Source organism: Paenibacillus segetis, assembly GCF_014639155.1.
Classification (GTDB): Bacteria; Bacillota; Bacilli; order Paenibacillales; family Paenibacillaceae; genus Fontibacillus; species Fontibacillus segetis.
In genome coordinates, this window is sequence record NZ_BMFT01000004.1 from 191,626 (window position 1) to 207,388 (window position 15,763).

A 15,763-nucleotide genomic window follows, 5' to 3' on the forward strand; every position below is an offset into this window, starting at 1 on the left:
CTACATGAACTAGGTTTCAAAAAACACATGCTTGGCCGAAAACTCTACATCCTGTTCTCGATAGGCTAGAGGATTGACTCCAAAGTACGAACGGAACACCTTTCCAAAATAGCTGGCATTATCAAACCCGGTTTCAACGGCGATTTGGTTAATCGTCATATCGGTTGTTTTGAGCTTGGAAGCAGCAGCCTCAATTCGACGCCTTCTTAAATATTCGAAGGGTGAGAGATTGAGGTTTTTTTGAAATAACCTGCATAAGTGATGCTTGGAAATGCCGATATGATTGGCAACATCATCTAAGCTTAGGTTTTTGTGCAGATTTTCTTTCATAAACTGAATGGCTGTATGTAGCTTTTCATTCTTAATATGATCGGTTAACATATTTGGTTTCTTCAGCAAGCTGTCCATAGATAATATCCATTGAAATGCTTTTGCGGATAAGGCATGTAGATTTCTGTCCTCATGTACCTGTATATCCTCGAACATACTCCACAATAGGCGGATTGGCGAAGATTCCTGTGGGAGCTGAACAATGGGGCCACAATGCGCAGTTAACTGATTCCATAAGGGGATCGCTAAGGGACCACGTATGTTTAACCATAAGAATTCCCAAGGCTCCGATCCTTCTTCCGGATAATAATATTTGTGCATACTGGGGAGGGTCACAAGAAAAGCGTTGTCCTTTGTTAAACGATGGACCGATCCATCGACTTCAATTCGACCTTCTCCAGACAGCGTATATTGAAAAATGACATTACTGGTCTCAGACCTAGTCTGGCCGTCAAATGAATATGCAGGGGATTGGATCAGTTCCCAACCCATGGAATCGAATAGAAGCATCGTAGCTTCTTCTGAACGGATCGAATAGGAGGAGCGAAACATAGGTAGGTTCCTTTCTGAATGGCTGGGTCAATTAAATACTAGTATATGTAACTAGTACACGTACTTTTCCTCAGAGTTTACCCCCTTTTTGGCGTCTCTGCAAGAAACAATTCAGACAGACAGTTAGCATAGTTGGGTGATAAGATAGGAAAGAGCGTCTCGCTAATAGGTTATGTTGAAAGGGATTTGGAGCATGAGGAAACTGGTGATTAGTGATCTCCATGGTTGTTGCGATGAATTTACTGAACTATTAAACAAGGTGAAGTATAGACCTTCAGAGGATCAATTGATTCTGCTCGGTGATTATTGCGATCGAGGTCCTAAGAGTAAGGAAGTCATTGAGCGGGTGTTGCAACTGGTAGACCAGGGACAGGGAAATGCTATTGCGCTACGAGGCAATCATGACCAAATGTTTATCGATGCGATGGAAAGTAATGATAATGCGGTATGGATCGAAAATGGGGGTCTATCCACATTAAAAAGTTATGTCGGTATAGACTGGTTCAAGCAGGGCTTTAACTACGCTGAATACAATAAAGCTAAGGCGTTTATCAAATTATACTATCAACATCACATTGATTTTTTGAAATCATTACCGCTGTATACCGAGGATGACAGACATATATTTGTACATGCGGGCATTGATCCTGCTTTTTCAGGGGACTTCCGATCACAGCCAGATGAATCTTTTTTGTGGGGAAGCGAAGAATTCCTAGACAGTGCAAATCTCTTCAATAAAACGATCGTGTTTGGACATATACCAACGAAACGAATACATAATTCAGCTAAGATATTTTTCGGGGATCAGAAGATTGGCATCGATGGCGGTTGCTGTTATGGTCTTCAATTAAACGGGTTGGAGATTAAGGGAGAGGGATACAAAACTTGCGCTGTGCAGAAAAATAAGGGCTGGGTTGCGCATATTTTACAACTACTTCGGAAGCTACTAGATAAAGGATTGCAACGAATAGACAGGAAACGGTAAAGAGCAGATCAAGGATATTTCCCATGATCTGCTCTTCGGCGTACGAGTCAGAGGACCTTCATCAGACCAAATCACGCCGTAATGTGAATAGGTCTTTGAGTGCATCGGTCGACAGCTCGGTAATCCAGCTCTCGGTACTGGATATGACATTATCGCTGAGTTGTTGCTTGTTCTCTAGCATTTCATCAATGCGTTCCTCAAGCGTACCAAGCGAGATGAACTTGTGTACCTGCACATCCTTAGTCTGCCCCATCCGGTAAGCTCGGTCCGTAGCTTGGTTCTCTACGGCGGGATTCCACCAACGGTCGAAGTGAAACACATGATTCGCCGCTGTCAGATTAAGCCCCACGCCCCCTGCTTTGATCGAAAGTATAAATACATTCGGTTGTTCAGCAGGCGGCAAGGTTTGTGATTGGAACTGATCAATCATGCGGTCACGTGCCGTTTTGGATGTACTTCCATTCAGGTAGAGCACCGGTTCTCCCAGCTCCCCCTGTAGAACATGCTTCAGTATCTCTCCCATACCAATATACTGTGTAAAGATCAGGCAACGCTCGCCTTCATCTCGCAGCTCTTTGACCATTTCGAGCAAGCGCTCCAGTTTGGATGAACGGTTGATTAACATCTCAGTTACTAAAGAGCTATCCTCTTGTTCTCCTTGAGCATCAGGCAAGAAATCCTTCGTTAACAACACTGGATGATCGCACAGCTGCTTTAGATGGGTGAGCGTAGCTAGAATAGCTCCTTTTCTTTCGATCCCTTTTAACTCTTTCACTTTGTTCATTAAGTCGGTTACAGTTTGATCATAGAGAGCACTTTGCTCGGCTGTAAGCTGAATATAGGTTTTCATTTCATTCTTATCAGGCAAATCGAGCTGGATCGCGGGATCTTTCTTCTTACGGCGAAGCATAAATGGCTTCACTAATTTCTGAAGATTGATTGTGCGCTGCTCATCGTGGTCTTTTTCAATCGCTTGAATAAACCGAGTATTAAATGCCCGAGCACTTCCCAGATAACCTGGGTTCATGAAGTCATAGAGAGACCACAGCTCAGAGAGCCGATTCTCTATAGGTGTTCCCGTAAGCACGATCCGATGTTTGGCTGGGAAGCTTCGCACCGCAGCAGATTGTTTGGTTTGGGCATTTTTGATGTTTTGGGCTTCGTCAAGGCATAGCGAGTCCCATGTAAATTCCTTTAGTAATTCTTGATCAAGTGTTGCGGTGGCATATGAGGTTAATATGACATCCGCTTGCCTGATTTCCTCTTGGAAAGCCTCCTCATTAGAGCGTCCGCTCCCATAGTGGAGCATCACTCTAAGTGAAGGGGCAAATCGACTTAATTCCTTCTGCCAGTTACCGAGTACCGAAGTCGGACAGATCAAGAGAGAAGGGAGGGCCTTATCTCCATCCATGTTGGTCTCTTTTAGATGTAATAAATAAGCAATGAATTGTACGGTTTTACCAAGACCCATATCATCTGCCAGGCAGGCACCGAGTCCAAAGCGCCGTAAAAAAGCGAGCCAGGAATAGCCATCATATTGATAGGTCCGCAACTCTGCTCTTAATTCACTCGGAACGGGGAGCTTTGGCCATTCAGATTGTCGTCCAAGCTGACTCATGAGTTTGATCAGATGTTCATTGAGCTCAACCCCAAGCTGGATGCGCTCTGGGGTTTCTTCCTCTTCCTCTGGCTGGTCAGCTGATCGGCCGCTGTAAGACTGATTACTGCTCTCCAGTAGGTGCAGATGTAAGATGTCCTGAAAGGATAGTCCCTGCGAGCTATCCACGCCATCCATAGCTTGACGAATTTGCGCCAGTAGGGCGGGATCGAGTGGGATCCATTGTCCTCGAAATTGAACTAAGCGTTCATTGCGAGCGACGAGCTCGGCAAACTCAGCTTCAGTTAGCTGAGTCTCTCCAATAGCAATGCGCCAATCGAATTGAATAATCGAATTCAGCCCGAATAATGAGCTGCCGTTACTCCCTTGTCGATCATCACTGCCTTCGCCCGCGCGAACCTTCGCCCGAAGTTTTGGCTTTCTGCGGCTAGCTGCTTCCCACCAAGCAGGAAGTAGAACCTGCCAGCCCGCTTCAAGTAAACGGCGGCTGTCTACCGTTAAGAACTGCCAAGCCGCCTCGTCGGACAACGGTTTGCCCAGTACATCTTGCGTTTGCTCGGCCCATTGCTCCCTTGGGAGACTTGCACGTAAATGCTCCAGCCATCCAATGGAGCGCTCACTAATGTGACTTGACCAAGAATCCGGCCATTGACCGGATACGTGTCCATCTTCGGCAAGCCGAACCGAAATAAGTACCGAGAGATCGAACTTATCTTGCAGCACCAGCTTGAGGCGCCAAAATGGCTCTTCATCATCGGGTTCCAGTAGCTGCAACAGGGGCCGGAAGGGTGCAGTATCTGCCCTCCAGCCGATTGAAATCAACCATGCTTGTTCATTCAAGCCTAGGGCCGCACTGTCTTTAGCAAAGAGCATCGGATATTCGCTTCGTAAATCTGAAGCGGTTATTTCCGTTCCATAGTAACGGTGTGAGACGGCAGATGAGAAAGCCGCACTTAATCCATCGTAATCATCAGGACTGCTGCTATCCATGCTCTCTAAAGCGAATCGCACCTTAGAATCTAAGGATTTTTTATCCCAAGTCCACGCTAGCTTTCCTTCCTGGAAGGCAGATAAGCTAGGAATATATTGCTTCTCTACAATGCAGGTATTCAACGCAGAGACGAGTTGGATCAACTGCGTGGCCGCTTCGTCCCATACCCATTCGATATGACTCAGTAGCTTATGTTCTGCAAAGAAGGAGAGCACGTATTCGGATGGAAGAACAACAAGTTCCACCTCTTGAACCTGCCTAATCTCCAATTCAGTACCGTAGAAAGAAGCCTCATGCCAGGCGAACAAACGTTGTTTCAAGTACAATCCAGATACATAACTGTTACCATGAATAGATCCGTAAATAAGAGCATCTCCGTAAGCGCTGAGACTGATATGGACCCTGATGGCTTCTGTGTAATGTCTCATGATATCAGTTTCCCCTTTCGAAGCTCCTCTTGCAATGCGCGCAACCGACTATGACGGCTGGCGAATGCGGTGATGAATTGCTCCCAGCGTTCTTCTTGCTTCAGTTTCTTGTACAGTTTGGACAAACGTTTCAATAGCTTAACGGCCGCTTTATAGCTAACTCTATTCTTGAGTAGAATATATCTTTCAACAGCCTGATGATAAAAGGGTAGGAGCAGTTCTGGGGCATTTTTTTCTATCGGCTGCATAACGCTGACACGAAAATCTAATGGTTCCTTGCCAATGCTTAGCTGATAGTCCATCCAGTGCTGCCATTTACCGTGAGTGAGTAAGGCTTCTTCATATATATTCCGCGAATAAGGTAGCATACTGACAAGGCTATTCCACAAATGCTGCTCAGAATCAGGAAAGTGTTGGATCACCTTATCCCAATACGCTACATACTCGTTCAAATGCTCTTCCCGAAGGCTACTTAGCATCGGACCGATGGTGATCAACCATTCTTGTAGCCTGGACCATTGCTCAGTTGAAGATAGAACATGTAAGAAATGAAGTAAGCGCCCGGGCGGGATGATCATTCCCTTGTTAGCTTGTTGAAGCAGTTCCCAAGCCGGCCCATCTTGAGCTAAATAGAAGTACATTTGGCATTGTGCTAACAACCAGGGAAGCTTAGAAAGTGTGGTGCCGAGCTCAGTTTGAGCTAATTTTAACTGTTCTAGCTCCTCCACATACATCGACTCGTCTTGCAAATTCGGGTGAATCCATTGCAGCCACAGCCGATCATAAATTTCGGAAAAGTATTTGAGATTTTTAGCTTCCACCAGCATGTGACCGCGTAAGTAACTTAATGTCTCTGTAATACGAGGCCACTGCTCCGGCTCATCCTTAATCATAAGCGTACTGCGCAATATACGTTTAACTTCTTCATGCATATCATCAGCAGCAACCTGTGTGTGATACCCTATGAAAATATCTCTATGCGTTCCTGAATTTTGTAAGGGATGTACCAGTTTTTCAAGCACAAATAGATGAGCATGAAGTTTATATAACAGCTCTAAGACAGGTGAAAGTTGAGGCTGTAGGTTATAGATTGAAGCCAGCGCATTTTTAGCATATTGCGCGTTTGGACTATTGAAGCCTACTGAAGAAATGCTCAGCTTAAATAATTCATGCCATTCCTTAATGTTCATAAAAGGTATCCGACTAGCTTGCTCCTGCAATTTAGCAAGGGCTTCTTCTGCCTTACGGTCCACTGTCTGCGAACTGGAAGTATTATGGGGTAAGGGTCTCGTAGGCTGCTTAAACATCGCCGTTGAATTGGCATTGACGATGGCATGAACAGACCGCCCCTGCTGGCTGACGTAATCAAGCAGAACAGCAATCATATGCTTACAGTAGGCTGGAACAGGACAAGAACAACGACTTTCGGATAAGGAGTCCAGATTAAGAGTGACGCGGTACTTATCCTCATCATTACCTTCGACAAGGGCTTCAATCTGCTCAGGATTGGATACTTTCAAAGGCTGGACACGCTCTTGTTTAAAATATTGGAATCCACGTTTTATCGTAAGATCATTGAAGTTTTCTCCGACCTTATGAATGAGAATCTGCCACTGTGTATCATCAAGGGTATATTTTAGGCTCATATTTATTCTCCTAAGGGAGTGTAGTGTAATAAAGCTATTATCTAATCTAACATATCTGAAGTACCTAAAGGAACGGGATAAGAAATACATTCTGAAGGTTGCCATCATCGTAGGGCGTTAAAAATAGGTCAACCAGAAAAAACTGGCTGACCTATTGATACTTATCTATTGTTCCATGCGATAAATAGGAAGCTGAATAATAACGGTAGTACCTTGTCCTTCAACACTGTGAATGTTGACTCCATAAGGGTCTCCATATTTCATCCATATCCGATTATGTACATTTTGTACGCCGATATGCTCCGTTGAAGTAACATTCTTACTATTCAATCTGTCAATTAAATTGGAAAGGTCATAAGGGGAGAGTCCTACTCCGTTATCGATAATGGTAATGACAAGGCAGTTGGTGGCAGACTTCTCCACACTAAGTAGGAGTGATCCTCCTTTGCCACGAGGTTCTAGCCCGTGACTGAGTGCATTCTCAATAATAGGCTGAATGAACATTTTGGGTACGGGAATGGGGAGAAATTCTTCAGGGCAATAGAACTCGAACGTCATCTTATCTGGAAACCGACCTTGGTGAATTTTGACACAGGCTTCTGCAATCTTGAGTTCCTCTCCTAAACTTACCTCATCCTTCTCTTTGATAATGTACCGCAGCATCGTGCTTAATGCGTTCGTCATCTCATAAATTTCCTGATTACCTTTGACGATGGCGATTCCTTTAATAGAATCGAGAGTATTGCTTAGAAAATGTGGCTTGATCTGGCTTTGCAAATAGGCGTATTCCGCTCGTTGCTTCTCCAAATCAACCTGATATAAATTGGTCGTAGTTTCAATCAAGCGTCCAGTTAGATCATTGATTCTCTCGAGCATCGTGTTGAACTCATAGGATATGACCTCAATTTCTGCATAGCCTTCAAGGGAGACCTGCGAATGCAGGACATTCAAATTCTCGGACTTTAGTCTAGTCATGAAGCGCATCAGCTTGGTAAGCGGTTTAAGGATATTCATCATTAGTATGGTATAGGGAATGGAGAACAAGAGCAATGTAACCACCAGTAGCATATAACTGGTTTTCCTTAATGTATCCAATTCCTTGATCAAGCTATGTATCGGTACGGCTGTAACGATACTCCCCGAAATCTCCGGCAGATCAAAAGATTGTATGGCATATTTCTTACCATCGATACTCGCCATATATGCTTTATCACTACTTGCCTGCATGCCCGCCTGCTTGAATTGATCAATCAGCCGATCATCCTCGTTGCTTTTGGTATAAACAATCTCTTGATTATCCATCACGATGAAGGTAGTGTCGGCCAAGCGGGGATAACGCTCAAGCTCCGTATTAATAGACTTAACATCCAGCGCAATGGCGATGAAGCCTACCTTTTCTCCATAGAGAGGAGTATCGCCATAGGAATAAATATTCATGCCGAACAAAAAGTTATCCTTTGGTATTTTATAATCCTCTTTACGATATCCAATATAGTGGACTTCACCATCATCTTGAGCCTGCTCCATAACCGTATTGATATCATTCATTTTTCCGACAAAAGGTGTCTTCGTATTCAAGCGTCCTAAGATCACAATATCAAGTATATCTTTATTGGTATTTTTCACGACACCTATCAGACTCTCGACATTTTTTGAAAGGTTATACATCTTAAGTTTATCCGTCTCGATAAATAAAGCTTGTACGGTAGTATCATAGCCGAGATTCATCATCAGATTGGAAGCGTTAGCATAATTAGCAGACAGCTTCTGCTTCAGCAAGGATACAAGCTCCGTATTATATTGTGTATTCTGATTAATGATCGTTCTACTGGCCTGATGATATACCTTAATGATAACAAAGGGGATCATGGCAATGATCACCATTCCAATAATCATGACTTGTGTTCGAATAGATAGCTTCTTGAAGGGTTTCATTTGTTCACCCTGTATTGTGTAGGTGTGATTTTGTTATATCGCTTGAAAATTCTTGTGAAATAGAAATAATCCTGAAAACCGCATTGTTCTCCAACCTGCTGGATGGTGTGGTCGGTTTCTTTCAAAAGCTTGCAGGCATATTGAATCCGCAGACGGGACACATATTCCACGATGGTTTCTCCGACCTCCTTTTTGAACAATTGACATAAGTAATTAGGACTTAAATAAAATCTGCTTGCAAGTCCTTGGATTGATATCTCTTGAGTAAAGTTATCGTGCAAATAAATTACGATTTCCTTTACCTTTTTATGGGCTACTTTCACTGCGTTAGCGGGTAGTTCCTCGGTGAAATGAGTATATGAGTTCTTGAGAATATCGTCGATCAAGGCATCGACATTGCCATAATGCGTATACAGCTGTTCATATCCTTCGAAGAATCGAATATCGATCTGGTTACCCTCATGAAAGAACAGATACGTTACCGTCGTATAAATCAAATAGGCGTCTTTAATTGTAAAGGTTAAATTGTGGAATAGGTCTCTTGAAGACTCCAGAATCTTAATGAATTGGATCCGGTCTTTGTGTTCAAGAGCAAACTTAATATCCCTAAGCGTTTCGTTGATGGGGACACTATTCTTATTGTTAGCTGGATAGATGCCTGTCTTCCCCGTAGAGAATATGCCGTATGCAGACAGTGAAGCAGCTTCAAGCGAAGCTTCCAGCTCAGCAACATCCGATATGGCATAACCTACACCCGCACTAAAGGAACCTGATGGAGGGGCCATATTCCATGAATGAAGGAAAGCTTCTTTCAATTCATCGTAGACAAGGAAACCTTGTCGGCGGAGGTTCATCGAAAAGCTGAAATGTTTTACTTCATGATTAACTGATGCAAGATTTACTCCTTGTATTACAATCGGCGTAATTTTGGAGTTCGGATGAAGCGGCATATCGTAATCTTCTAGGAGTTGCTTCATCTTTAATGTATTACCAGAGCAGATGGCTTCGTACATGTCGAGGGAAAGCGAGGGTGATTTCGTTTTTAACTTACCATGTAAATAATCGGCGACCCTTGCTAGCATACTATGAATCTCTTCGATCTCGAACGGTTTCAAGCAGTAACCGAAGGTGCCATAGTTAATAGCTCTCTGTGCATAGGCAAATTCCGCATGTCCACTTAACACCACGAACAAGGTTTCAGGAGAGACAGATTTACCATTCTTAATTAATTCTAGGCCATTCATCTCTGGCATCTTAATATCAGTAAGTACCAGATCCGGACGCAGAGTCTTGATCAATTGGAGCGCCTCTAACCCATTATCTGCATGACCGATGACCTCGAACCCATATTTTCCCCAGCTTACGCCTGCTTTAATTCCTTCAACAATCCATTTCTCATCATCGACTACGATAGCTTTATACATGTTGCTCCCCCCCTTGTTGTAAGCGATACTCATAAGTCGATCCTAATAGTGGTAGGACTTGATTGGTATAGACTAAACTACGATGTATATGTCTAAAATTCAGATTCCAAAAAAAATGAAAGCACTTTCATTGAAAAATCCAAATGATTAGAATTTTTTGTCCATACCCGCCTATTCGTTATGTACCTATAATTTATCATATAGCGCCACGATACAGAATCAATTTATCAATAATAGCGAAAGGCGGCGATAATGGATGGCTCAAATGACGAATCATGTACATAAAAAGAGCTTGTGGAAAACGATCCTACAATATAAGTACTTTTATATTATGGTTCTACCTATTTTAATCTGGTATGCAATATTTAGTTACGCCCCAATGTATGGGGTCACGCTGGCATTTAAGACTTTCAACTATAGAGAGGGTATTTTTGGAAGTCCGTGGATAGGGTTAGAGCACTTTCAAACGATTCTGACGGATATGGAGTTAAGACGTGCCTTCTTCAATACGATTTTGATCAGTATAGTGAAGTTGGTTACGCACTTTCCGACACCTATCATCCTAGCTATCGTTCTTTATGAATTTTCACGAACCGTAGCGAGACGTGTATTCCAGACGATCTTAACTTTTCCGCATTTTATCTCATGGGTTGTGTTGTCGGGTATCATCGTCAATATCATGAGCAGAGAGGGAATATTCAATCAATTGATCGTGATGTTTGGGGGAGAAGCGTCAGCACTTCTTGTAGATGAAAATGCATTTCGGCCGATATTGTACATTACGCACATCTGGCGTGAAATTGGCTGGGACTCTATCATTTACTTGGCAGCGCTCTCAGGTATTAATCCCGAGTTGTACGAGGCTGCGGAAATGGATGGGGCCAATCGATTTAAACGCTTACTCCATATCTCATGGCCGGGTCTTAAGAGCACCGTAGCCATTCTATTGATTCTTAACGTTGGTCAATTGATGTCACAGGGGGCTAGCTTCGATCAAATCTTTAACCTTTACAGTTCACCGGTATATTCCGTTGCGGATACCATCGACACCTATATCTATCGAACCTCGTTTACAACGGGTGGGGATTTTGGATATACCACAGCAGTAGGGATTTTGAAGTCCATCATTAGCGTAGTACTCTTGGTTACGGCGAACAAGATCGTGAAGAAGCTTGGTGAGGAAGGCTTGTATTAATCAGCATAAGGAGGACACCAAATTGGATGCCGTGATAAAAAAGAAGAGAAAAAAATGGAGCACTTTTGACATCGTAGCCTATATCGTTCTAGGACTACTCACCCTGATCACATTCTTTCCATTCTATAACGTACTTATTGTCTCGGTTGCGAGGTTCGATGTGATAAGTAAAAGCAATTTATATATCTTACCTAAGTCGTTCGATCTATCGGCGTATAAGCTTATTTTGGCGGATATGAAGTTTTGGACTTCGTTCATCAACTCTGTCATCGTGCTAGTAGCAGGTGTGGCTTTTAGTATGTTTCTATCCGTTGCAGGTGCGTATGCTCTATCTAAAAAGGGGATGCCAGGTAGAAACGGTATGCTTAGTTTGATCCTATTCACGATGTTCTTTAACGGAGGATTAATTCCGTTTTACCTTGTTGTGAAGGAACTAGGCCTAGTTAATAATCTCCTCGTCATGATTATACCGGCGGGACTCAATACCTTTTATCTTATTATAATGAAGAATTACTTTGGCACGATCCCTGAGAGTCTTGAAGAATCAGCCAAGCTGGACGGAGCAAATGATATGTACATTTTGCTTAAAATCATCTTGCCGATATCCGCACCATTCATAGCTACATTTGGCTTGTTCTATGCAGTGGAAAGATGGAATGAGTGGTGGTATGCGTTGATATTCATTAGTGATTCTTCGAAGGTACCACTTCAGATTTATCTTAGAGAGACCTTAATTACATCCAATTCATTGCTTAACACCATGGCCATGGATATGGCCGCAAAGGGGAACTTTGCTAAGGTTTACACCCCAGCTTTGCAAATGGCGACCATAGTAATCACTTGCGTACCTATTATCGCGGTATACCCTTTCCTACAAAAGCATTTTAATAAAGGCATCATGGTTGGATCCATTAAGGGATAAGGAAACATAAATATAAATTTATTATTATCCTAATATGCAATGACAAAGGGAGGATTCATCAATGCAATTAAAGAGAAGTAAATTAATCACTCTCGTAGCATGCACGACGTTGCTGGCAAGCCTATTATCGGCCTGCGGAGGTGGTAACAGCAGCAATGCAGGAAGTACAAGCGGAAATGCAGCAAAGAATTCAGAAGTCAGTTCGAGCGTAGATTCGGACAATCCGTATAAGGAACCTATGGAGATCTCCATAGCATTTTGGGATATCGATTCCGAAATTTCCAAGATTGATCAGGATCCGATTGCCCAAGAAATTTTAAATAAGTTCAATATTAAAATCAAGCCAGTCAATACCACATGGGATGATTATGCTCAGAAGATTCAGATGTGGGCTTCTTCCGGACAGCTTCCTGATATATTTGCTATTGATGCAATTGGAACTCAGTATCAGAAGAAATGGGTTGAACAGGGCGTCGTTAAGGCCATCCCGGATCTGACAAATTATCCGAACTTGGCGAAATTCTTTGAAACACCAGACATCGCAGGATTAAGCGTCGACGGCAAGCAATATACGGTTCCACGGCGGATGTTTCCTAGTGTAGACTGGAGCGCACTCGATAGAATGGTTCTGTACAGATGGGATTTGGCTCAGAAAGCTGGAATTACCAAAGAACCTGAAACATGGGATGAGTTTAAAGCTATGCTTGATGCTATCGTAAAACAGGATGCAGAAGGCAAGAAAATTACTGGACTTACCGCAGGACAGGTGAAGATGCTTGGCGGGTTCTTCTGGCTCTATGGCAATCCGCTAGCTACTAGTGACGGAAGTGGCAACGACTTCAAATGGGTTAAGGAAGATGGAAAATTAATTCCAGCTGTATTTTCTAAGAATGCACTTCCAGCTCTACAGAATATGAGAGATATGTATGACAATAATCTGATTGACCCAGATATTGCTCTTACGAAACCTGATGTAGCTTATGACAAGTTCGCTTCGGGTAAAGCCGCAGCACTTCTTGCTGGTGGTGGTTACATTAACTATGATCAACAAATTTATGTGAAGCGTTGGAAAGAAGCTTACCCAGATGCGGAAATTACGGACAGTGTCAAAGTGCTTAAGCCATTGATCGGACCGGATGGGGAACGTAACCATGCAATCTTCAAGACCTTCTGGTCGGAGAGTTATTTCAGCGGTCAAATAAGCGATGCAAAAATGGAGCGGATTATGGCCCTGTATGATTACATTCTTTCACCAGAGGGCAAAGAATTACTTACTTACGGTAAGAAGGATGTAGATTACAAGGTTGAGGGCGACAAAAAGGTGATGATTGGAACAACCTCGCTAACGGAGAAATACCCAACGAGAATGTTCTTTAAGAACCTTGTTTCCTACGAAACTTCAGACAGCTATGACATGAATAATCCAACCATTTCGAATGAAAAGATTCGTAAGGATGCCGTTGAATATATCGACTGGATTCTAGAGAACACCAAGGTTCCCGATTATGATATTCGCTTAACGTATATGTCCACAGCAACCAAGGATAAGTTCACCATTCTGGATCATGATGATCTATTGAAGGTTATGTTATCCAAGGAACCTGTTGATCAGGCATGGGAAAAAATAATGAAAGATTATAAGGCGAAGGGCTTAGACAAGATGATCGATGAAGTCAACGCTAAAGCCGCAGAAGAAGGCATGAATTAATAAATAGTTAAGAGGCAACTTCCTGAAGGTATTCACTTTCAGGAAGTTGCCTTCGTATATAACAGCACATCCATGAGGTGATGAAGAGATGAAAATAACCATAACAGGATTAAGTGAGCTGTATTTGTCAGCGGTATCACAGGTAACGCAGCACCTGGATATTCAACTGAATGATGTTGGTTTCCCTGTGCATATCGAGCAAGTAGGCACAGGCATTCATATCCGCAATGACGGAAATCAAGGGTTTATTACTTACGGAGAAGCGCATCAATTGATTCGCGCGATTGGATTGTGGAGAGAACGGGTTAAGCAAGAAATGGTCTTCGAGATAAATGAACTTCCTGTCTATGATAGCTTGGGAGTTATGGTAGATTGCTCGCGGAATGCAGTACTTCATGCGAAGGCTTATCAGGAAATGGTCCGTCGATTGGCGCTGATGGGATATTCCACGATTCAATTGTATACAGAAGATACTTATGAATTGAAGGATTATCCGTACTTTGGATATATGAGAGGACGGTATACCGGAGAAGAATTACGGGAGATGGACCGCTATGCGACTATGTTCGGAATTGAGCTTGTGCCTTGTATTCAGACTTTAGCTCATTTGGGGACTACGCTCAAATGGAAAGAACATGCTCATCTTGTAGATTGCAATGATATCCTGTTGATTGATGATCCTCATACCTATACTTTAATAGAAGAGATGTTCGCTACCATGTCCGAGAATTTGAGTAGCCGGAATATCAATATTGGGATGGATGAAGCCCATATGATGGGACTGGGCAAATACTTAGATAAGCATGGTTATCAGGATCGGTCTAAGTTGATGCTGAAGCACTTCGGGAAGGTCATGGAGATTGCCGGGCGATATGGTTATAAGCCGATGATGTGGAGCGATATGTTCTTCAGGCTAGCAAGTTCGGGCGAGTATTACGATGCGAACAGTCAGATCCGGGCAGATATCGTCGAAATGATTCCAGAAGATATCAGCTTGGTCTATTGGGATTATTATTCAGAGGAACCAGCGCTTTATGATGGCATGCTGAAGAAACATAAGCAACTCAACGACAAAATTATTTTCGCCGGTGGGGCATGGAAGTGGATGGGCTTTACACCTAATAATCGGTTTAGCCAACATATCGGTGTCATGGCACATAACAGTTGTGTTGATAACGGAATTAAGGATGTGCTGGTGACAGCTTGGGGAGATAATGGTGCGGAAAGCTCGCTATTTGGAATTCTTCCATCGCTACAGCTATGGGCGGAACTTTGTTATACGAACCGGTCAGATGAAGAACAGCTTCGCGAACGGTTTATGACTTGTACGGGAGGTGTCTATGATGATTTTATGAATCTGGACATCGCGAACCTGGTTCCAGATAACCCTGCACCAGGAGGTTCATCTGTGAACCCGCCTAAGTATTTGCTATATCAAGATACTCTGTGTGGGCTATTCGATAAACATATTGTCCCCGATGTTTACGCGGCACATTATCATCAGGCTGCTTCAATGATGAAGGAGGCAGGTGGGCGAAATCCTCAGTGGAAGGTAGTCTTCGAGACGCAGTATGCGCTTTGCCAACTACTCGAGCTGAAAGTTGATACGGGGATTCATATGCGGAACGCTTATCTGAACGGAGATCGGACGACGTTAAAACGGTATGCCCATGAAGTTCTACCCGAGTTGAAGAGCCGGTGTAAGGAGTTCGTGACAGCATATCGAGCCCAATGGATGTTCGAGAATAAGATTTTCGGATTGGATGTATTCGATCTACGTATGGGTGGTTTAATGCAGCGGTTAGAGTCGGCGATTTGGCGACTGGACATGTATCTGGACGGTGAGATTCCTAACTTGGAAGAATTAGAACAGGAACGCTTATATTTCGATGGCCGTAAGGAAGATGGGGCAACCGTGGCTATGAGTGCTAACTTATGGCATACCATTGCGACGACTTCCGTCATTGCAGGTGTATAAAAGTGAAAGGAACCTTTACCCCGCTCGTTTGTACTAAGGATCAGCTTCCTT

Annotated in this window: 10 protein-coding genes; 5 read left to right on the forward strand and 5 right to left on the reverse strand. The window is 43.2% G+C overall.

Features of this window, described 5'->3' with window-relative positions; translation table 11 throughout:
- Positions 1–9 precede the first annotated feature (9 nt).
- Positions 10–882 (reverse strand): AraC family transcriptional regulator, encoded by an 873-nt coding sequence (locus IEW05_RS21800; RefSeq protein ID WP_188541970.1) that lies wholly within the window; start codon positions 880–882, stop codon positions 10–12.
- Positions 883–1,075: 193 nt separating this feature from the next.
- Between IEW05_RS21800 and IEW05_RS21805 the strand changes: the two genes are divergently transcribed.
- Positions 1,076–1,867, forward strand: a complete 792-nt coding sequence (locus IEW05_RS21805) for a metallophosphoesterase family protein (RefSeq protein ID WP_188541971.1) — start codon at positions 1,076–1,078, stop codon at positions 1,865–1,867.
- Positions 1,868–1,928: 61 nt separating this feature from the next.
- On the opposite strand, the gene IEW05_RS21810 is transcribed toward IEW05_RS21805, so the two are convergent.
- From IEW05_RS21810 to IEW05_RS21825, 4 genes are all read right to left on the reverse strand, one after another.
- Positions 1,929–4,904, reverse strand: coding sequence for a DEAD/DEAH box helicase (locus tag IEW05_RS21810; protein WP_188541972.1), 2,976 nt, complete (start codon positions 4,902–4,904; stop codon positions 1,929–1,931).
- Complete coding sequence (locus IEW05_RS21815; protein ID WP_188541973.1) at positions 4,901–6,550, reverse strand: SWIM zinc finger family protein; 1,650 nt, start codon at positions 6,548–6,550, stop codon at positions 4,901–4,903. Before IEW05_RS21815 ends, IEW05_RS21810 begins: the two co-directional genes overlap by 4 nt.
- Positions 6,551–6,715: 165 nt before the next feature.
- Entirely contained in the window at positions 6,716–8,485 is a 1,770-nt protein-coding gene (locus IEW05_RS21820) for a sensor histidine kinase (RefSeq protein WP_188541974.1), read from the reverse strand.
- Positions 8,482–9,909, reverse strand: coding sequence for a response regulator transcription factor (locus IEW05_RS21825; RefSeq protein WP_188541975.1), 1,428 nt, complete (start codon positions 9,907–9,909; stop codon positions 8,482–8,484). The genes IEW05_RS21820 and IEW05_RS21825 overlap by 4 nt, the downstream gene beginning before the upstream one ends.
- A 256-nt stretch (positions 9,910–10,165) precedes the next feature.
- Between IEW05_RS21825 and IEW05_RS21830 the strand changes: the two genes are divergently transcribed.
- The 4 genes from IEW05_RS21830 (at position 10,166) to IEW05_RS21845 (ending at position 15,712) form a co-directional block, all read left to right on the forward strand.
- A complete protein-coding gene (locus tag IEW05_RS21830) occupies positions 10,166–11,104 on the forward strand; it encodes an ABC transporter permease (RefSeq protein ID WP_188541976.1) in 939 nt (312 codons plus the stop codon).
- A 31-nt stretch (positions 11,105–11,135) separates the two neighbouring features.
- On the forward strand, positions 11,136–12,026 hold the full coding sequence (locus tag IEW05_RS21835) for a carbohydrate ABC transporter permease (RefSeq protein WP_188542096.1): 891 nt from the start codon (positions 11,136–11,138) through the stop codon (positions 12,024–12,026).
- 61 nt (positions 12,027–12,087) lie between these two features.
- Positions 12,088–13,734: an extracellular solute-binding protein gene (locus IEW05_RS21840; RefSeq protein WP_188541977.1), complete on the forward strand. Its 1,647-nt coding sequence runs from the start codon at positions 12,088–12,090 to the stop codon at positions 13,732–13,734.
- An 88-nt stretch (positions 13,735–13,822) separates the two neighbouring features.
- Positions 13,823–15,712, forward strand: coding sequence for a beta-N-acetylhexosaminidase (locus IEW05_RS21845; RefSeq protein WP_188541978.1), 1,890 nt, complete (start codon positions 13,823–13,825; stop codon positions 15,710–15,712).
- Positions 15,713–15,763: the final 51 nt, after the last annotated feature.

Coding starts and splice junctions, on each gene's coding strand:
- IEW05_RS21800 (WP_188541970.1), bottom strand. CDS start 882: ATGTTTCGCTCCTCCTATTCGATCCGTTCAGAAGAAGCTACGATGCTT.
- IEW05_RS21805 (WP_188541971.1), top strand. CDS start 1,076: ATGAGGAAACTGGTGATTAGTGATCTCCATGGTTGTTGCGATGAATTT.
- IEW05_RS21810 (WP_188541972.1), bottom strand. CDS start 4,904: ATGAGACATTACACAGAAGCCATCAGGGTCCATATCAGTCTCAGCGCT.
- IEW05_RS21815 (WP_188541973.1), bottom strand. CDS start 6,550: ATGAGCCTAAAATATACCCTTGATGATACACAGTGGCAGATTCTCATT.
- IEW05_RS21820 (WP_188541974.1), bottom strand. CDS start 8,485: ATGAAACCCTTCAAGAAGCTATCTATTCGAACACAAGTCATGATTATT.
- IEW05_RS21825 (WP_188541975.1), bottom strand. CDS start 9,909: ATGTATAAAGCTATCGTAGTCGATGATGAGAAATGGATTGTTGAAGGA.
- IEW05_RS21830 (WP_188541976.1), top strand. CDS start 10,166: ATGGCTCAAATGACGAATCATGTACATAAAAAGAGCTTGTGGAAAACG.
- IEW05_RS21840 (WP_188541977.1), top strand. CDS start 12,088: ATGCAATTAAAGAGAAGTAAATTAATCACTCTCGTAGCATGCACGACG.
- IEW05_RS21845 (WP_188541978.1), top strand. CDS start 13,823: ATGAAAATAACCATAACAGGATTAAGTGAGCTGTATTTGTCAGCGGTA.